Annotated in this window: 14 protein-coding genes and 5 tRNA genes; 13 read left to right on the forward strand and 6 right to left on the reverse strand. The window is 38.4% G+C overall.

Features of this window, described 5'->3' with window-relative positions:
* Window positions 1-50: 50 nt before the first annotated feature.
* Window positions 51-2,168: a methionine--tRNA ligase gene (gene metG, locus H4J76_RS07925; protein WP_182214233.1), complete on the reverse strand. Its 2,118-nt coding sequence runs from the start codon at window positions 2,166-2,168 to the stop codon at window positions 51-53.
* 105 nt (window positions 2,169-2,273) lie between these two features.
* Here metG and apbC point away from each other — a divergent pair, with 105 nt between their 5' ends.
* Window positions 2,274-3,371: an iron-sulfur cluster carrier protein ApbC gene (gene apbC / locus H4J76_RS07930; RefSeq protein ID WP_182214235.1), complete on the forward strand. Its 1,098-nt coding sequence runs from the start codon at window positions 2,274-2,276 to the stop codon at window positions 3,369-3,371.
* A 51-nt stretch (window positions 3,372-3,422) separates the two neighbouring features.
* A complete protein-coding gene (gene dcd / locus H4J76_RS07935; protein WP_070376602.1) occupies window positions 3,423-4,019 on the forward strand; it encodes a dCTP deaminase in 597 nt (198 codons plus the stop codon).
* 66 nt (window positions 4,020-4,085) lie between these two features.
* On the opposite strand, the gene yvcK is transcribed toward dcd, so the two are convergent.
* Window positions 4,086-4,994 carry a uridine diphosphate-N-acetylglucosamine-binding protein YvcK gene (gene yvcK, locus H4J76_RS07940; RefSeq protein ID WP_182214237.1) on the reverse strand — a complete coding sequence of 303 codons (909 nt, stop codon included), beginning with the start codon at window positions 4,992-4,994 and terminating at the stop codon, window positions 4,086-4,088.
* Between the two features lie 412 nt (window positions 4,995-5,406).
* Here yvcK and H4J76_RS07945 point away from each other — a divergent pair.
* The 5 genes from H4J76_RS07945 (at window position 5,407) to H4J76_RS07965 (ending at window position 6,447) form a co-directional block, all read left to right on the forward strand.
* Window positions 5,407-5,482, forward strand: a tRNA-Ala gene (locus H4J76_RS07945).
* Window positions 5,483-5,587: 105 nt separating this feature from the next.
* A tRNA-Glu gene (locus tag H4J76_RS07950) sits at window positions 5,588-5,663 on the forward strand.
* 186 nt (window positions 5,664-5,849) lie between these two features.
* Window positions 5,850-5,925: transfer RNA gene (locus tag H4J76_RS07955), tRNA-Glu, on the forward strand.
* A gap of 185 nt (window positions 5,926-6,110) precedes the next feature.
* Window positions 6,111-6,186: transfer RNA gene (locus tag H4J76_RS07960), tRNA-Glu, on the forward strand.
* A gap of 185 nt (window positions 6,187-6,371) precedes the next feature.
* Window positions 6,372-6,447: transfer RNA gene (locus H4J76_RS07965), tRNA-Glu, on the forward strand.
* A 423-nt stretch (window positions 6,448-6,870) separates the two neighbouring features.
* Here the strand turns inward: H4J76_RS07965 and H4J76_RS07970 are convergent.
* Together H4J76_RS07970 and H4J76_RS07975 are read right to left on the reverse strand one after the other, a co-directional pair.
* Window positions 6,871-8,445, reverse strand: coding sequence for a cation:proton antiporter family protein (locus H4J76_RS07970; protein WP_182230381.1), 1,575 nt, complete (start codon window positions 8,443-8,445; stop codon window positions 6,871-6,873).
* 1 nt (window position 8,446) lies between these two features.
* The gene (locus tag H4J76_RS07975; protein ID WP_182214241.1) at window positions 8,447-9,085 is read right to left on the reverse strand and encodes an arylesterase; all 639 of its coding nucleotides are present in this window, start codon (window positions 9,083-9,085) and stop codon (window positions 8,447-8,449) included.
* On the opposite strand from H4J76_RS07975, the gene H4J76_RS07980 reads away from it, so the two are divergent.
* The 3 genes from H4J76_RS07980 to H4J76_RS07990 all read left to right on the forward strand — a co-directional run bounded on the left by H4J76_RS07980 (window position 9,084) and on the right by H4J76_RS07990 (window position 13,549).
* Window positions 9,084-9,818: an ABC transporter ATP-binding protein gene (locus H4J76_RS07980; RefSeq protein ID WP_182230382.1), complete on the forward strand. Its 735-nt coding sequence runs from the start codon at window positions 9,084-9,086 to the stop codon at window positions 9,816-9,818. The two genes, H4J76_RS07975 and H4J76_RS07980, sit on opposite strands and share 2 nt — an antisense overlap.
* Before the next feature lie 2 nt (window positions 9,819-9,820).
* On the forward strand, window positions 9,821-12,394 hold the full coding sequence (locus tag H4J76_RS07985) for an ABC transporter permease (RefSeq protein WP_182230383.1): 2,574 nt from the start codon (window positions 9,821-9,823) through the stop codon (window positions 12,392-12,394).
* A 105-nt stretch (window positions 12,395-12,499) separates the two neighbouring features.
* The gene (locus tag H4J76_RS07990) at window positions 12,500-13,549 is read left to right on the forward strand and encodes an AI-2E family transporter (RefSeq protein WP_070377248.1); all 1,050 of its coding nucleotides are present in this window, start codon (window positions 12,500-12,502) and stop codon (window positions 13,547-13,549) included.
* Window positions 13,550-13,577: 28 nt separating this feature from the next.
* On the opposite strand, the gene H4J76_RS07995 is transcribed toward H4J76_RS07990, so the two are convergent.
* The gene (locus H4J76_RS07995) at window positions 13,578-14,051 is read right to left on the reverse strand and encodes a DUF2947 domain-containing protein (protein ID WP_182214246.1); all 474 of its coding nucleotides are present in this window, start codon (window positions 14,049-14,051) and stop codon (window positions 13,578-13,580) included.
* A 389-nt stretch (window positions 14,052-14,440) separates the two neighbouring features.
* On the opposite strand from H4J76_RS07995, the gene H4J76_RS08000 reads away from it, so the two are divergent.
* The 3 genes from H4J76_RS08000 to H4J76_RS08010 all read left to right on the forward strand — a co-directional run bounded on the left by H4J76_RS08000 (window position 14,441) and on the right by H4J76_RS08010 (window position 17,199).
* Window positions 14,441-15,907 (forward strand): methyl-accepting chemotaxis protein, encoded by a 1,467-nt coding sequence (locus H4J76_RS08000; RefSeq protein ID WP_182214247.1) that lies wholly within the window; start codon window positions 14,441-14,443, stop codon window positions 15,905-15,907.
* A 4-nt stretch (window positions 15,908-15,911) separates the two neighbouring features.
* The gene (locus H4J76_RS08005) at window positions 15,912-16,418 is read left to right on the forward strand and encodes a DUF6436 domain-containing protein (RefSeq protein WP_182230384.1); all 507 of its coding nucleotides are present in this window, start codon (window positions 15,912-15,914) and stop codon (window positions 16,416-16,418) included.
* Window positions 16,419-16,551: 133 nt separating this feature from the next.
* Window positions 16,552-17,199 (forward strand): DsbA family oxidoreductase, encoded by a 648-nt coding sequence (locus H4J76_RS08010; RefSeq protein ID WP_182214251.1) that lies wholly within the window; start codon window positions 16,552-16,554, stop codon window positions 17,197-17,199.
* Between the two features lie 202 nt (window positions 17,200-17,401).
* Here H4J76_RS08010 and H4J76_RS08015 read toward each other — a convergent pair whose 3' ends face one another.
* Entirely contained in the window at window positions 17,402-18,175 is a 774-nt protein-coding gene (locus tag H4J76_RS08015) for a sulfite exporter TauE/SafE family protein (RefSeq protein ID WP_182230385.1), read from the reverse strand.
* Window positions 18,176-18,473: the final 298 nt, after the last annotated feature.

Consider the following 18,473-nt stretch of genomic DNA (forward strand, 5'->3'; position numbering starts at 1 on the left):
GAACGTTCACTGCTTTTATTTCTTTGGTATTAACAGCTAACTGAGGGTTGTTATTTCACCCGCATACCCGGTTGTGCACCGTCGTCAGGATTTAATATCCATAAATCTTTACCACCAGGGCCTGCCGCAAGCACCATGCCTTCAGACATACCAAAACGCATTTTTCTTGGCGCCAAATTAGCAACCATCACGGTATGTTTACCAATTAAATCTTCTGGTTGATACGCTGACTTAATACCGGCAAACACTTGGCGTGTTTCACCACCTTCTTCTTTTGAATCAAGAGCAAGGGTCAAACGTAACAGTTTATCAGCTTTTTCTACATGCTCGGCATTAATGATTTTTACTATACGCAAATCAATTTTAGCAAAATCGTCAAATTGAATTTCTTCGCTAATAGGATCACACCCTAATGGATCATTAAGAGCCGCACTATTATCGACGATTTTTTCTTTTTTCGCTTTTTTTACCGGTTTTTCAGCGTCATCTTTAACAAGTAAATTGTCTTTCGATGCATCTGTCATTGCGTTAACTTTATCCATGTCGACACGCTGTAGTAAGGCTTTAAATTTATTGATCTTGTGGCTCGTCAATAATTTTTTATGTCCTTCCCAGGTTAATTCATCATTTAAAAACGTCGCTGTGCTATCGGCTAATACGGGTAATACCGGCTTTAAATAAATCATTAAGGTACGAAACATATTGATACCTAGCGAACAGATGTCTTGCACTTCTTGCTGCTTAGTTTCATCTTTCACTAACTGCCATGGTTCTTTTACGGCTATATATTCGTTAACTTTGTCGGCCAATGCCATTATTTCACGCATACCACGGGCAAAATCACGCGCTTCATAGTGAGCTGCAATAGAGTCACCTGCCGCCATGACCTCTTCAGCGAGAGCTGGGTTGTCAATGTTTTCTGACAACATACCATCAAAGCGTTTAGTGATAAAACTGGCACAACGTGAGGCAATATTAACCACTTTACCCACTAAGTCTGAATTGACTCGTTGCGCAAAATCTTCAAGATTTAAGTCTAAATCATCAATTTTATGGGTTAATTTAGCGGCATAGTAATAACGTAAATATTCAGGGTTTAAATGATCTAAATATGTACGACCTTTAATAAAGGTACCTTTAGACTTAGACATTTTTGCGCCATTAACAGTAACAAAACCATGAGCATGCACTGCCGTTGGTTTTCTAAAACCTGCACCTTCGAGCATAGCTGGCCAGAATAAACTATGAAAATATATAATGTCTTTACCAATAAAATGGTAGAGCTCAGCTTCCGAGTCAAGCGCCCAAAATGCATCAAAATCGATACCGGTTTTATCACATAAGTTTTTGAAACTGCCCATGTAACCAATAGGAGCGTCTAGCCAGACATAAAAGTATTTGCCCGGAGCATTGGGTATTTCAAAGCCAAAATAAGGAGCGTCGCGGCTAATATCCCATTGTTGTAAACCAGACTCAAACCATTCAGCTAACTTATTAGCCATTTCATCTTGCAATGCGCCACTTCGTGTCCAATCTTGCAACATCTCACTAAAAGCAGGCAAGTCAAAGAAGTAGTGCTCTGAATCTTTTAATACTGGTGTTGCGCCAGAAACAACTGAACGCGGGTTTAGCACTTCAGTGGGCGAATACGTCGCGCCACACTCGTCACAGCTATCGCCGTTTTGATCGGCTGCCTGACACTTAGGACAAGTGCCCTTTACAAAGCGGTCAGGTAAGAACATCCCTTTTTCTGGATCGTATAGTTGAGAGATGACTCTAGTTTTAATATGACCTTTAGCATGCAAACGATTATAAATTTCGTGAGCAAACGCTTCATTCTCTGGACTATGCGTTGAATGATAGTTATCGAAACTAATATGAAAATCTGCAAAGTCGCTCATATGCTCTTCACGGACACCATTGATCATTTCTTCAGGTGTTACCCCTAACTCATGCGCTTTAAGCATAATAGGCGTGCCATGGGCATCATCAGCACAAACAAAATAAGTTTCATGGCCGCGCATACGTTGAAAACGCACCCAAATATCGGTCTGAATATGTTCGAGTAAATGACCTAAATGAATAGAGCCATTGGCATAAGGCAGCGCACAAGTTACAAGAATTTTACGTTTATTTTTAGCAGTTGATGATGACTCTGATAACGACATATAAAGTTTACATTTATTGGTGGTAATTATGAGGGGAATGGTACAGAATTTGTAATTACTTTTCATTAATAATTATTGCCTAAACGCGATAAAGTGCCTTTTAAAATGTTCTCAAAGATATTTTCGTCAAAAACACTCCCCAGTGACGCTAAACAAACGCTTGTTGATAGCTTAAATCGTTATCGAAGTGAAAATTTTCCTCAAGGAATTCTATATCCTGATATTGACCCTGAAATTACCTTAGAAAAAGGTAATGATATTGTCATTAAATTGTCTTTACCTTTCCCTTGCAATAGTGAAATACAATTATTAACTGAAATGCTTACTAAAGAAGTTAAGCAGACCGTTCGTTTTGATGTTAAGTACAATGTTAAGCCGGTTCGCCGCCATGAACTCTTAGGTATAAAGAATATTATTGCTATTGCCTCTGGAAAAGGTGGAGTAGGGAAGTCGACGACAGCAGTTAATCTTGCTTATGCGTTAATCGCAGAAGGAGCCTCGGTTGGCATTTTAGACGCTGACATTTATGGCCCATCAGTTCCTACATTACTGGGTTTAAAAGGAGCAAAGCCTAGCTCTGATGATGGTAAGTTACTCACGCCAATAAATGCTAATGGTTTAAGCGCAATGTCGCTGGGTTTTTTAGTCGATGAAGATGATGCAACTGTTTGGCGAGGCCCAATGGCAAGCAGAGCTTTTAGTCAATTACTTAACGAAACTGATTGGCAAGGTATAGATTATTTAATTGTTGATATGCCCCCAGGCACCGGTGATATTCAATTAACGTTATCACAACAAGTACCCGTGGCAGCTTCTGTGGTTATTACCACACCACAAGATATAGCACTGGCTGATGCGATAAAGGGTATTGCGATGTTTGAACAAGTAAAAGTACCTGTGCTCGGTATTATTGAAAATATGAGTTATCACCAATGCGAAAATTGTGGTCATCAATCACACTTGTTTGGTGAAGGTGGAGGTCAACGGGTTGCCAATAAATATGATACGCAACTTTTAGGACAACTGCCGCTTGATGTCAGTATTCGTCGCGATGCAGACCAAGGGGTTTCGCCATTATTAACAGATAACACTAGTAACATCAGTGAGCAATACCGTAAGATAGCGCGAACTATCGCTGCACAGTTATATCTGCAGTTGGATTCACGCAGTCCAAATACCGCAAAACTATTGATTGAAGATTAGCCTTTATAGCTAATTCCCTAACCTTAAAGTAATAACGTAAGAAGAACTAACATGAGATTGTCCGACAAAGACATAGAAACATCGCTTGAAAGAGGTGAAATTATTATTACCCCTGCACCCGATAGCAGTATGATTTCAGGGGTAAGTGTTGATATTCGTTTAGGTAACGAATTTCGCGTTTTTCAAGATCATACCGCACCTTATATCGACTTAAGTGGCCCCAAAGCTGAAATGCAAAAAGCGATGGACTCAGTGATGAGTGATGAAATTGTTATCGCTGATGGTGAGGCTTTCTTTTTACATCCAGGTGAATTAGCGCTAGCGGTTACCTATGAGTCGGTCACTCTACCTGATAATATCGTTGGTTGGTTGGATGGTCGTTCATCATTAGCGCGCTTGGGCTTAATGGTCCATGTTACCGCACATCGCATCGATCCTGGTTGGTCTGGGCAGATTGTTTTAGAGTTTTATAATAGTGGTAAGCTTCCCTTGGCACTTCGCCCTAAAATGAAGATAGCGGCACTAAACTTTGAAACTATGTCTTCAAGCGCTGCACGTCCTTATAATAAACGTGAAGATGCAAAATATAAAAATCAAACAGGTGCTGTTGCTAGCCGTATTAGTCAAGACGAAGCTTCTAAAAACTAAAAACTAAAAACTAAAAAGCCGTAAAATGAATGATCATTTTACGGCTTTTTATCAGCAGTCTAGAAACTAGGCAGAAATACTATTTTGTTTATCAATACCACTTATGCAAAGTTTTAATGCCTGTAACAGTTTCTCTTTATCATGGTTATGACTGTCTGAACCATTAGAAAGGTCGCAATGAATAACGGGCAAAATAGTAGATGTAACCGTTTCATTTTGACAAATAACACTATCAATAGGTAAGCAGCCAATATTTTCTTTGATCCAATTAAGTTTCTCATCTAATGATAATGCTGCGGCAGGACTGTCTTCTGGAGCTAAGTTCTCAATAAACACACAATGAGCTGAGCTTGCCTGAATCGCTTTAGTAATATCTCGCACTAACAAGGGTGGAATAACGCTGGTAAGAAAGCTCCCAGGGCCTAAAATAATCAAATCAGCAGACCTTATTGACTCAATGCACAAAGGCAAGGTTTTAACCAACGGGGCCAATAATAATTTTTCTGGCATTATCGGCATTTTATCAACCGAGAGTTCACCTATTTTACAACGTCCCTTAGGGTAGAAGGCCATTAGATCGGTTGGTGTCTCTGACATCGGATATAAAGGCGTTCTAACCCCTAATAAACGTCTGACAAGCTTTATCGAATCAAGTGGCCGAGATTGCAATTTCCCCAAGGCATATAAAATAAGATTACCTAGATTGTGACCACCCAGTTCATCTTGCCCATCAAATCTAAAGTCAAATAACTGGCTGCCAACAGAGTCCTCATCAACAAGCAATGTTAAGCAATTACGTAGATCACCCCAAGCAATAGAACTACTGCGCCTGCGTAAACGGCCAGTAGAGCCTCCATTATCGGTTGTGGTTACTATACCCGTTAACTGCTTTTTTAAAAAAGAGAGAGTAGATAACACACGACCTAAACCGTGTCCGCCACCAATAGCGACAACATTTAGCTTTTCTAGCTGCATGAAAAATTCTTATTATTATATCTTAGTACAACTTTAACCCCAATTTTGTCATAAAGAAACTATAAACCCTTATTTCATTGAGCTTGCCTAGATGTATTTTTTGAAATTAGGGAAAAAATAGCACCTTGTAGATAAATAATCGTTTAACATTAGTGACATCGCTTAATTGCAGATAAATAAAAGCGCTTTCGAAAAGTTGATATTGATAAATCACTGATTAAACAAAAAATAGTCAAGTTGATGTTTAAGTAAACACTTAACTAAAAACTTTGCAAAAAACACCTTTTTATCTAAAATAATAGTTGACAGTTTTAGGACGGGTGCTTAGAATGCGCCTCGCTTTCAACGAGTGATTAATCATTTGTTAGGCAATGAATTTATAGCATATTAGGCCATGTTATTAATTTGTAGCGGGGCTATAGCTCAGCTGGGAGAGCGCTTCGCTGGCAGCGAAGAGGTCTGCGGTTCGATCCCGCATAGCTCCACCAAGTTTTAAGTTATTTAATTAAGTTAATCTTTATTTAAATAATATTGGTTTTAAGTGTTTTTTATCACTTAAAATAGAAAAGTTTACTTTTCACGATAGTATTTGTGTCCCTATCGTCTAGAGGCCTAGGACACCGCCCTTTCACGGCGGTAACAGGGGTTCGAATCCCCTTAGGGATGCCACTTATTTTTTTATCGCCATATTGGCCGTAATTAAATAAGTAAACAGGGTATAACAAACTAGGTCTTGTTATTTCCTTTGATTGAAGAATGTTTTCAATGATAAAAACAAGATGTAAATCTTGTCCGATGCTTTTCTAAGTAATTGAAAATTGTTTATTCAATATTCAGTTACTCAATAGTTTTAGTGTCCCTATCGTCTAGAGGCCTAGGACACCGCCCTTTCACGGCGGTAACAGGGGTTCGAATCCCCTTAGGGATGCCACTTATTTTTTGTTTCCTTTATCGGAAGTTAATGAATAGGTAAAAAGGGTATAACAAACTAGGTCTTGTTGTTTCCTTTGATTGAAGAACGTTTCAATCATAAAAGCGAGATGAAAATCTTGTTTGATGCTTTTCTAAGTAGTTGAACCTTGTTTATTCAATGTTCACTTACTCAATAGTTTTAGTGTCCCTATCGTCTAGAGGCCTAGGACACCGCCCTTTCACGGCGGTAACAGGGGTTCGAATCCCCTTAGGGATGCCACTTATTTTTTATTTCCTTTATTGGAAGTTAATAAATAGGTAAAAAGGGTATAACAAACTAGGTCTTGTTGTTTCCTTTGATTGAAGAACGTTTCAATCATAAAAGCGAGATGAAAATCTTGTTTGATGCTTTTCTAAGTAGCTAAACCTTGTTTATTCAATGTTTACTTACTCAATAGTTTTAGTGTCCCTATCGTCTAGAGGCCTAGGACACCGCCCTTTCACGGCGGTAACAGGGGTTCGAATCCCCTTAGGGATGCCACTTATTTTTTATGTAACGAGTTACTAAAGAGTCAGTGCTATAAGTGATATAAAAAAACCGACTTATTGTCGGTTTTTTTATGCCTGAAATTTGATGTTTCAATAAGAATATTACCTTAAGTCTATTTTAAGCATTTAAGCAATCCTGTGTTACATTGCTAAGCTTGTAACATACAAAGTGACTTAGGATCACCTTTTTCGAGTTTGTCTGCTAAGATGCTTTAGATTTTACGTCGTGGTACCACTATTTTATCGAACATCGTCGAGCAAACCCAGTGATCTTTAGTCGCTGGGTTCACCATCTGACAGTCTTATGAGTTTACTGAGCAGCCTAAAGGCGATAGTAAAAGCAAAGTAACAGGATGATCTGTTACTTATTAGCAATCAATCTTTAGTGGCCAGAGTACTGGTTGAAGTCGTTATATTACTGCTTATTCGGTTTGATCATCGCTAAGCTTTCCTCAGCAAAACCAACGCCAGCCTCAGTATAGAAGTTAAACACTTTATCTACGCCAAAGGTTTCAATTTCTTGGCGCTCATCATCAAACCGAGCAATAGCCGCTATTTGACCTTGATAATTTGCATGTCTTAATTGTAAGGTTATATTTTTAATATCTTGAATTTTTGGCAGGGCGAGCAAGATTAACTCTAGTTTCTCTATTTCTATATTTTCCCAAAAATCAATATTTTCCGCGTCACCACAAAATGCTTGCACGTCATTATCATTCAACCAAGCGATCTTACCTTGGTCGGCATCTAATCCCCATACTTGACCCGTAGCCTGGCTGTCTAAAGCTTTATAAGCGCCCATACCAACGCGACCCATACCAATTACAACAATCGGTGCATCACAAGGTTGTATAAAGTTATCTTCACTGAGTTTACTTTTTCTTTCGTATTTACAAATAAACGATTTATGTCGGGTGAAAATCCGATGAGCAAAGTTATAAGTGATATTAGTAATAATAAACGATAAGGAAACGGCCAAGGACAAAATGACCAACCAATCATTTGTTAACCAGCCATTTTTTGTTGATAGCGAAGCGATGATCAAACCAAACTCACTAAAATTGCTTAATGCTAGTGCTGTTAAATAAGAGGTTCTGCCACGTAATTTAAATTGTGTGAATAAGAAAAAGAATAAGAAAAATTTTACAGGGATAAGTAAAGTTAGTAGACCTGCCATCGCAAGCATTTCTACTGTGGGTAATGCGGTAAAACCAATAGATAAGAAAAAACCAATTAAAAAGAGATCCTTAAAGCCCATCAATGATTTATTAATTTCACTGGCTTTACTGTGCGAAGCCAAATACATCCCGACGAGCAGGGCGCCTAAATCACCTTTAATGCTCACTAACTCGAAAAGTTCATAGGCACCAAAGGCTAAGAAAAATCCGGTTAGCGGAATAAGTTCACCGTGACCTACTTGGTCAATAAGTTTATTGATTAACGGCTTTATAAAAAAGGCACTCAACAACAGTAAAGCCCATAATGTTGGAGACTTACCGGTCGCCACCACTAAAAATATTACCGCGACAATATCTTGTATCACTAAAATTCCCACGGCTAATTTACCGTGGCGCGTGCGCATTTCGCCGTGATCTTCCATCAGCTTAACGACACAAACCGTACTACTAAAGCTCAAGGCAAAAATAATTAACCCTAAGGTGTAGAAAGACAAGTCAGCAAAGTAGCCAATAGCAGCAAGGGCGAGTAATTTTAGCAGCAAAGCACCGATTAACACCCAAGTGACACTATGAGACAAACTACCTAACCAAACTTCTTTTTTTAATAAGTCTTTAACATTGAGTTTTAAGCCAATAGTAAATAACATTAAGGTGATGCCTAGGTTTGCTAATGTATTGATACTGTCGTCGGCTTGAAAACCGAGAAAATTTAGTAAAAACCCTGCAAAGAGATAACCAATTGATGGTGGTAATGAAAATGACTTTGCTGCCATCCCACAACCAAAGGCAAATAGAATCCAAATAAAATCCATATTATTCTTCCATGATTTCTGTAAACTGACTAGCAACAAATTCAGCAATAATTGGCTGAGCTTTAACATTTGGGTGAATGCCATCTTTTTGCATTAAACTGGCGTCGGTGACTAATGGCTCAACAAAAAAAGGTAACAAGTTAATGTTAGTTTCAGCGGCAACATCAATAAATACTTGTTCGAACATTTTATTATAACGAGGCCCATAATTTGGGGTGATTTTGATTTGATAGAGTGACACTGGAATGTTTTTATCTTGAGCGAGCTTTATCATTTGTAACAAATTATTTTTAATTTTCTTTGGTGAGTAGCCTCTAAGACCATCATTGCCACCAAGTTCTATCACTAAATGGTCAACTTTTTCTTTGGCTAATATCCCAGGTAACCTTGATAAACCGCCTGTTGTAGTCTCACCACTAATGCTAGCATTAGTGATCTTATAAGGACTTTTTTGCGTAGTTAATTGTGTATTTAGCAGGTGAACCCAGCCTTGGTTTTCTTTCATTCCATAGCTTGCACTAACACTATCACCTAGTAGTAAAATAGAATGCTTGGCTGAAGGGTTAGCCAATGTCGAAAAAGATATAGAAATTAAAGCTATTAAGCTTAAAAACAAAATATAAATGGGATGTTTATTCATGAAGTCAAATTCCGAAGCCATATTAAAAGTAAGTGCGTTAACTAAGTCTGTGCAGTTAGAAGAGAAAACTCTTGATCTACTTCAACCTGTTGACCTAACGGTCAATACAGGTGAAACATTAGCAATAGTAGGTTCATCAGGCTCAGGAAAAACAACCTTGTTAGCTATTTTAGCGGGCTTAGATTTACCTACATCAGGTGAAGTTTATCTTAAAAACCACCCATTGCACCAGTTTAATGAAGAGCAACGTAGTCAAGTACGAGCAGATCACGTTGGATTTATCTTCCAGCAATTTTTATTAATTAGCAGTTTAACTGCACTTGAAAATGTTATGTTGCCGGCTGAATTAGCAAATTTACCTGATGCAAAACAACAAGGACTGGCGTTACTTGATGCTGTAGGTCTTGGTGAACGTGCTGAACACTATCCGTCACAATTATCGGGTGGTGAACAACAACGGGTCGCTATTGCTCGCGCCTTTATTACCAAGCCCGACGTATTATTCGCCGATGAACCTACCGGCAATTTAGATACCAAAACAGGCGTTCATATCGCCGATTTACTTTTTCAATTAAATGAAAAACATGGCACCACCTTAATATTGGTCACTCACGATCCAAAATTAGCCCAGCGCTGTCAACGTCAAGTTGAAATGGACAGCGGCGTTTTACAAGAGGTTAATCTCAACAACGCCAATCAAGATGAACTTCCTGCTCATATGAAAGTAGGTTAACGATGACTGAATTAAGGGTAAAACCATCAAAGACTTGGGTTAAACAATCATTACGACTGTTACATCATGAGTTTCGCCGCGGTGACTTAACCATTATATTTTTAGCGATTGTTCTCGCAGTCGGCACAGTATTTTCATTAACGGGTTTTTCAGAGCAAATTAAGCAAGCTATCATCACCAACAGCGCTAACACCATAGCAGCCGATCGTGTGCTGGGCTCTAACCGAGTAATACCGACCGAATACCTTGATAAAAGCGATAGTTTATCGCTCAATGTCGCCTCGAAAATATTACTCGATTCTATGGTGTTTTCAGGTGATAACATGCTGTTATCTGAACTTGATGTTGTTTCTGAAAAGTATCCTTTGCGCGGCGAGCTTCTTGTTAAAACGTCGCTAGATCAAGAAATACCCAGCTCGGTTGGCGCGCCAAAACAAGGAACGGCTTATGTAGAAGAAAGTATTCTTAGCCGTCTTGATGTTAAAATCGGTGGCACAATAGAAGTCGGGGTTCTCCCGCTGACTGTTGCCGGTGTTATTGTAGAAATTCCTGACCGCTCATACCGTATGTTTGTTGCCGGACCCACTATATTTCTTAATATTAAAGATATTGAGAAAACCCAGTTGATAAAGCCCGGCAGTCGCGTTTATTATCAATATATGTTTGCGGGGGAGCGTGACGATATTGAAACATTTGAAACCTGGATAAAGCCACAACTCAATGAAACTCAAAATTGGTACGATGCTAAATCAGCAAAAAACCGTCTATCAAAGGTCTTAGACAGCTCAGAGAAGTTTTTATCGTTAGCCAGTATGTTAGGTATTGTGCTTGCTGCTGTTGCTGTTGCGGTTGCCAGTCGACGGTATGGGCAACGTCATCAACCTATGGTTGCCGTATTTAAAGCGTTAGGCGCTTCAACGTCTCATGTAAAAAAATTGTATATGCTGCACTGGGGCTTACTTAGCTTAATAAGTATCATAGTAGGGCTTGTTGTTGGTTATATGCTGATGCTCGCCGGTGTGAGTGCTATAGAAAGCTACTTGTCATTAGATGAAAGCCAACTAACGTTTAAACCATTTATCACTGCTGTAATAACGGGAGTGCTTTGTGCGGTTGCCTTTGCCATTCATCCTATTACTGAATTAATTTCAACGAAACCACTCGATGTTATTCGCGGTTTTAGCAAAAATGAATTACCAAGGTTTGGTTGGCATCAAGTGATCCCATTACTGGCACTCTTTGCGCTACTGATGTTATTTAGTCGCGATCTCGTTATGAGTTTGTCATTGTTGTTAGGTGGTATATTAGTTTCTGGTGTTTTATTGCTTTTAGGGCGATTAATCATGGGGGCAGGGCGAAGTGCCGGTGCTAAAGCCGGTAAAGCTTGGCATCTGGCTTTAGCAAACTTAAAGCGCCGCGCCAATGAAAATAGTGTGCAATTAGTCAGTTTTACTATCGCTATTCAGTTATTACTGCTAATAACGGTAATGAAAAGTTCAATTATTGATGAGTGGCAAGCACAGTTCCCGGAAAACACGCCTAATCATTATTTACTTAATATTGCCAATGAAGAAGTTGCACCACTGCAAGCTTTTACCGAGCAGCTCAATCTCGATAATCAGGGGTTTTATCCTATTTTTCGAGGACGTTTATCAGCGATTAATGGTGAAAAAACAGTCAAAACTGACGAAGATGAGAAAAAAGATTCAGCAACGACCGACACAGACAAACCCAAGGTAGAGGATAAAGAAAAGCCAAAAGAGCGAAAAGGTGCTGGCCGTGAATTAAGCTTAACATGGCAAGAGCAATTACCTTTGACCAATGAAGTTATCGAAGGGCAATGGTGGCAAATAGAGGATACTTTACCGCAAGTCTCTATGGAAAAAGGTATGGCTGAACGTTTAGATGTTAAACTCGGCGATGAGCTCACTTTTACTATTGGTACTGACGAATTTACCGTGCCGGTTACTAGTATTCGCGACGTTAACTGGAAGAGTCGACAGTTAAATTTTATTATGATTTTCAATGAAGCTGCCGTTATCGATATAGAGTCCACTTCTATTTCGGCGTGGATGATATCAGACCAACAAAAAAATGAAGTTTATCGCTTTTTAAGCCAATATCCTACCATCTCAATTATGGATTTTGGTGCAATTATGAAACAACTGACCAGCATGATAGAGCAAGTTTCAATCGCGATTGAACTTATTTTAGTGTTAGTTATTTTAGCGGGTAGTTTAGTGTTGGTTGCACAAGTGCAAGCAAGTATGGAAGAGCGTGAGCGAGAGTTAGCGATATTGCGTACTTTAGGCGCAAAAGGTTCACTACTGCGAAATAGCGTATTGTTTGAGTTTGTTGCACTTGGCGCTGTTGCGGGGTTAATGGCGAGTATTGCGATGGAAATAGCGGTGTTTTTCTTGCAAACGCAAGTCTTTGAAATGTCGGCGAGCTTTCATTTCAATTACTGGTTAGTGGGTATCGCTGCTGGCGCTGGATTTGTTGGTATCATGGGCATGCTAAGTTGTTGGCGATTATTGAATATGTCAAGTTTGACCTTGATCCGTCGAACAATGTAAACCGCGCTTGCTTGTTAACAATCGAAACTTAAGTTTATTAACACTAGATTTAAGTTTCGGGTATAGTAAGGTTTTTTAAATGATAAAGTTAACACTATGGGATTAATGGAAAAATCAGGCGGTGCAGTAAAAATGCTAGTAGTAACCGCAGCACTGTTTATTGTTTTTGCAGGGATAAAAACGGCTGCTAATATTTTAGTACCTTTTTTACTTTCTGTTTTCATCGCTATTATTTGTAACCCGCTTATTGCCCGCGCTAGCCGTTATAAAATACCAAAAGTAATAGCGGTACTTTTAGTCATAGCCTTGTTCGTTATTGTTGCTTTATCCCTTGCGGGGTTAGTTGGAAAATCACTCACCGAACTATCCCTTAAATTACCTGAATATCGCGAGCAATTAAGAGTACAGTTTATTTGGATAACTGAGCAGTTAGCCGATAAAAATATTATTATATCGTCAGCGTTATTAATGGAATATTTTGACCCCGCTGCAGCCATGGGCTTAGCAGCCGATATGCTTAGCGGATTAGGCAGTGTGATGGCCAATTTATTTCTTATTATCATCACGGTTATATTTATGCTTTTTGAAGCCTCGTCTTTACCTAAAAAGTTACATTTTGCTTTAGCGGATCCCGAAATGCGCTTAAAGCAAATAGACCGTTTTCTTACCTCGGTAAATAACTATTTAGCGATTAAAACCTTAGTGAGTATTGCTACCGGTATTATAGTGTCAATAATGCTCTGGGCGTTTGGTTTAGACTTTTACTTGCTTTGGGGTGTGCTTGCTTTTCTGCTTAATTATATTCCTAATATTGGCTCTATTATCGCAGCGGTTCCGGCGATGTCACTGGCCGTATTACAATTGAGTCTGCCTGAGGCCGGTCTTATCGGTTTAGGCTATATCACTATTAATATGGTGATGGGAAATATTGTTGAACCTCGTTATTTAGGAAAAGGCTTAGGGTTGTCAACCTTAGTGATTTTTCTGTCGTTAATCTTTTGGGGATGGTTACTCGGCTCAGTAGGGATGTTACTTTCGGTGCCATTAACCATGATCATTAAAATAGGCTTAGAAAACGCAGAAGAAGGTCGTTGGTTTGCTGTGCTATTGTCAGGTGAAGACGATATTAACGAACTTGAACATGTTAAGCGCTAAGCCTAAATTTAATTGGCTGTATCTGTCTTTACTTTTTTAAACCAAGCTTACATTGACCATTAGATAAAAATTGCACCGCTTCTTTACGCTTTTTGCCGATAAGAAGTGGTCCATCATCCATAAAAAGAAAGTTCTTCCAACAACGCTGGAAAACAGCCCAAGTTGTTTCAATAACATTGTTTTTTGCACTACAAAAATAAACCACGGTATTATTGTCCCACGCTAAATGAGCAACAACTTCTGCAGGCAATTCTGCTTGTTCACTGTCCCAAATACTTTCCCAAGCCAATGTTTTCTGCCAAGTTGTTTCTTCAAATGGCCAATCACCCTTTTTGAAAAAATCAGGATGGTCGACTTGTCGACTAATAAAGGTATCCCAAACAACTTGTGCTCGTGCTTGAACCATAGGTTTTATTTTTGTTTTATCTTTATCATTGATCGGCAGGCTTTTATGTCTAAAAATCCAAGCATTTTTAAGGTCATCTAAAGGAATATAATTCATGAATTCACTAGTATTGGTTTAATGTTATAAGCAGAAGTAGGCAGATGATACACCATTATGATTGAGTTTTTTATCTTGAACCTGGGTTATTTTTTATATCGCCTGTATAGCCAAGCTAAATAAAACATATTTTTATAAATATTTAACCGCTTAGGTATTATCTAACTCAGCCAATAGCTATTAAATTAACTGACTTAAATACTTATGATATTGATTTGTCAATTTTATTGAACTAAAGTTATGGTATCTTGATTTAAAGCGCGATTTACAGGGATTTCAGAGATTTACAGGGCTAGGTTTTATTTGCGATGGTAGCAATTGAACCCTAATATGTCGAACTTTAACCATTGTAAAATTGATGTTAATTATGTCTGTATAACGGGATAAAAATGAATAAAAATAACACACTATTTACATACCTTTTATGTATTTTATTTGCTGAAAGTTTGCTCTTGGCTTTCATCTATGATTCATACCTATCAGCTCTTATTATTGGCCTACCTGCATTACTTGTGCCGATATACTTCTACAAAACAGCCGGAGATGGTGCTATTTCAGGTCATGTTTCAGCGCTCGCAGTCATGATATTTGCAGCCTTGCATATTCATCAAGCACAGGGCTTAATTGAAGTTCATTTCGAAATTTTTATCCTTTTAGCGTTTTTAATTATTTTTCAAGATTGGCGGGTATTCATTACGGCTATTCTTGTTGTTGCCGTACACCATTTTTCTTTTTACTACTTGCAGGTAAATGATACGGGTGTTTATATCTTTGACGAAGATAGATTGCTCTTCTCAACCGTTATAATACATGCTGTTTATGCGATTACTGAGTCTATTATTGCTGGCTACATAGCACATTCCATGAAAGTAGAAAGTGAAGCAGGTAAAGAATTATCGTTAGTGGCGACTTCATTAACGGTTGATGTCAATGCGATTGACTTGAGCATCAAGGCAAGAGCAAATAATAATACAACCTTATTGTCTTTTAATGAATTATTAGACTTATTATCAAAGGTTATTCAAGGGGTCAAAGAGCAAGTTGTTGAATTAAATGCTAACTCACAAAATTTAAATAGAACCAAAGAAGAACTTGAAAGCTCGACAGCACAGCGTCAACAAGAAACTGAAGTGATTGCGACATCGGCAGAAGAAATGGCAGTAACAGTAGCATCTATCGCGCAAGAAACGACTCAGTTAAGTGATCAGATGAAAGAAGCTACTGACTTTACGAAGGCATCCAATGAAGAAATTATTAGCATTAATAATCAAAACAAAAACTTAACATCTGCACTTGAAAAGACCAGCGAACAAGTGAACGATCTCGCTAATTCTACAGAAGCTATTTCGAAGGTATTATCTGAAATAAGTGGTATTGCTGAGCAAACAAATTTATTAGCGTTAAACGCGGCAATAGAAGCAGCAAGAGCAGGAGAGCAAGGTCGAGGGTTTGCTGTTGTTGCCGATGAAGTCCGTGCGTTAGCAACTCGCACTAAAGAAAGTACTGACAAAATAGGTCAAACGCTTTCCCTGTTAAAAAGTTACTCTAAGTTAACAACAGATTCAATGACCCATAGTATTGGGATTGTTCAATCGGTCATTGAAAGTGCTGATAAAGCTCAAAAACAAATAGCTCAAGCGTCAGCACTCGTGGAGCATGCCAGTGCTATATCGATTAATGTCGCCGCAGCGGTTGAGCAACAATCAGTAACCACTGCAGATATAGCAAAAAGTGCCGAAACGTTAAGAGATACAGCTTTAGTCGACAGAGAAAGAGTCCAAGCATTAGCTTCAGAGGCCGATAGTGTTAGTGTTACCTCGAATGCAATGGCACTTAATATTGCTCGTTTTAAATAAACTAATGTCGAAACTTCAGTGGGGAGTACTTACCGTGTGGATAGCTTTTACGCTATCTGCATTTGGTTACCTGATAAAAGATAGGCTTGTCGAGTTTGATGAGAGTAATAAGTTAGCGGGTGTAGGGAGTCAGGAGCTATCTGGTTATTTGTTATCTTATGCCAAGCCGGCCAATATGACGGGTCAAAAAACACTACTCCATTTCTCTACACCGAGTTGTAAATGCCAACAGTACAGTGAAAAACATATTAAAGATCTCAATAAACTGGCGGGTGCTAATGATTTTTTAATAAAGAATGTTGTCATTAATGAGCACAATGTTATTCCCTCTACGCCCTCTGTAGCATTAATAGATGAATCAGGAGAGGTTGTCTATTTTGGTCCTTACGGGCAAGGTTTAGCTTGCTCGCAAACGTCAGGCTATGCCCAGACTATGTTAAATAATTACTTAAAAGGTTATGCCGCTAATCTTGTTGTTAAAGAAGCGAAAGGTTGTTATTGCAATGTATAAAACTACTTTATGTTAATCTATCGCTAACCATTTATTGTCATGGTTAGTTTTCTTTACTTAGCTTATTTTTTACTCGGCTTAAACGCTGCAAATAATTTAAGTTATTTTACCAACAAATTTCAAGTGAAAAAATATGAGTAAACACCTTAAATTAGACATTGTCTCCGACGTTTCCTGCCCTTGGTGTATTATTGGTTACCAGTCTTTAAATCAAGCATTAACCAAACTTGCGGATGATATTTCAGTTGATATCACCTGGCAACCGTTTGAGCTCAATCCTGATATGCCAAAAGAAGGTCAGGATATTACCGAACACATTACCGAAAAATACGGCATTAGTGTTGAACAAAGTGAGCAAAATAGACTGATGATCAAGCAACGAGGTTTAGCGCTTGGTTATGAATTTGGTAACCGTGGTGGTGGTCGAATATATAATACATTTGATGCACATCGGCTGCTTCATTGGGCAAAAGAATATAATAAGCAGACTGAACTTAAACTCGCCTTGTTTGATCTATATTTTAAAGAGAGTGGCGATCCCAGTGATCATCAAAAGCTACTCGATGTAGCGCAAAGTGTTGGTTTAGATAAAGAAAAGGCTCAACAAATATTAGCGTCTGATGAATACGAAGAAGAGGTGCGTACTTTGCAACGCCATTATCAATCAATGGGCATAAGCTCAGTGCCTGCCGTGATAGTCAATGATAAGCATTTGATCAGTGGTGGTCAGCCAGCGGATGTTTTTGAACAAGCATTACGTGAAATAGCTAAAGAAAGTTAAGAAACGGCCTAACAACCCTTTATAAATAAACGTTCAAATGGTATTTAAGTGGATTTAATCGGCCTTACATAAACTGCTATTAGTTTTACAAGGTTCTTATTCGAATGCGCTTTGGTTACATTTTTAACCAATAAACGCTGCCACTTAACTTACCATCTCATTAATATCACCGGATGTTGCGGGGCGAAAGCTTATCTAAACGTTAGCTCGCATAACTATCATAAAAGAAATACAGAGTGGTTATAATACTCGCGAAAATAACAAAATACCTGACCTTAGCTTGTGGCAATTTGCGTGAAACATTAGCAGCAATATAACCTCCAGCTAATGTGCCACATAGCACAATAGTTCCTTGATACCAGGCAATCACATCATTGTAAATAAACACTGTGATAGCAATTATTGATACTGCTGAGGATATCAATAGCTTTAAGCCATTCATTGTATTGATATTAGTGTGACCAGCTAATGCCAGATAGCTAAGGGTAATTATGCCTAAACCGGCATTAAAAAAACCACCATAAATAGCGATACCTAACAGAACAATGATCAGTAATAAACTACCTATTGATGAGGCATGTTGGTGATTGACTGCCAATTCTTTAAGTCCAGCATTAATCTTGCCGCCAAAAACAAACAATACACTCGCAAATAACAGTAACCAAGGGATAGCCTCACGAAACAACACTTCAGGTGTTTTTAGTAATAACCATGCACCGATAATACCGCCGATCACGCTGATTGTTATAATGAATGGCAGTTGAGCTTTATTAGCAGCAATCTCTTTTCGAAAAGCATAAGTACCGCTCATATAGCCGGCACATGAGGCAAAAGTGTTGGTCGCATTTGCGATAATGGGAGGAAGGCCAACAAAAATAAGTGCGGGGAAGGTAATAAAGCTCCCGCCACCAGCAACTGAGTTAAGCACACCACCAAAAAAACCGGCAAAGAACAGAAAAATCAATTCAAATGACATTAAAAATAATAAACCTGAGCGATTAAATTAGCTAGACGATAACATATTTAAATTGAGTCCAATAGCAACATATAGTTTACTGATAATCTAAAAGTTAAAGGGGGTTATAAAGGGGGGGAGCGCTGTAAAGCTATATAGAAAGGGGCTATTACGTTGCACATTGAGATAATATTTACCTACGTGAAAAATTGTTCATTGCACTAAATATTATCATTGCCTTGGCACTCATTTTTTTTGTGCCAAATAATCTATAAAGATAAAGTCTCTGGTCATTATTATTTATATGATTATCTTGTAT

It is taken from the genome of Colwellia sp. BRX9-1, from assembly GCF_014077195.1.
In the GTDB taxonomy this organism is placed as follows: Bacteria; Pseudomonadota; Gammaproteobacteria; order Enterobacterales; family Alteromonadaceae; genus Colwellia_A.

Coding starts and splice junctions, on each gene's coding strand:
- H4J76_RS07980 (WP_182230382.1), top strand. CDS start 9,084: ATGAAGTCAAATTCCGAAGCCATATTAAAAGTAAGTGCGTTAACTAAG.
- H4J76_RS08000 (WP_182214247.1), top strand. CDS start 14,441: ATGAATAAAAATAACACACTATTTACATACCTTTTATGTATTTTATTT.
- H4J76_RS07995 (WP_182214246.1), bottom strand. CDS start 14,051: ATGAATTATATTCCTTTAGATGACCTTAAAAATGCTTGGATTTTTAGA.
- metG (WP_182214233.1), bottom strand. CDS start 2,168: ATGTCGTTATCAGAGTCATCATCAACTGCTAAAAATAAACGTAAAATT.
- yvcK (WP_182214237.1), bottom strand. CDS start 4,994: ATGCAGCTAGAAAAGCTAAATGTTGTCGCTATTGGTGGCGGACACGGT.
- apbC (WP_182214235.1), top strand. CDS start 2,274: ATGTTCTCAAAGATATTTTCGTCAAAAACACTCCCCAGTGACGCTAAA.
- H4J76_RS08010 (WP_182214251.1), top strand. CDS start 16,552: ATGAGTAAACACCTTAAATTAGACATTGTCTCCGACGTTTCCTGCCCT.
- H4J76_RS07990 (WP_070377248.1), top strand. CDS start 12,500: ATGGAAAAATCAGGCGGTGCAGTAAAAATGCTAGTAGTAACCGCAGCA.
- H4J76_RS08005 (WP_182230384.1), top strand. CDS start 15,912: ATGTCGAAACTTCAGTGGGGAGTACTTACCGTGTGGATAGCTTTTACG.
- dcd (WP_070376602.1), top strand. CDS start 3,423: ATGAGATTGTCCGACAAAGACATAGAAACATCGCTTGAAAGAGGTGAA.
- H4J76_RS07970 (WP_182230381.1), bottom strand. CDS start 8,445: ATGGATTTTATTTGGATTCTATTTGCCTTTGGTTGTGGGATGGCAGCA.
- H4J76_RS08015 (WP_182230385.1), bottom strand. CDS start 18,175: ATGTCATTTGAATTGATTTTTCTGTTCTTTGCCGGTTTTTTTGGTGGT.
- H4J76_RS07985 (WP_182230383.1), top strand. CDS start 9,821: ATGACTGAATTAAGGGTAAAACCATCAAAGACTTGGGTTAAACAATCA.
- H4J76_RS07975 (WP_182214241.1), bottom strand. CDS start 9,085: ATGAATAAACATCCCATTTATATTTTGTTTTTAAGCTTAATAGCTTTA.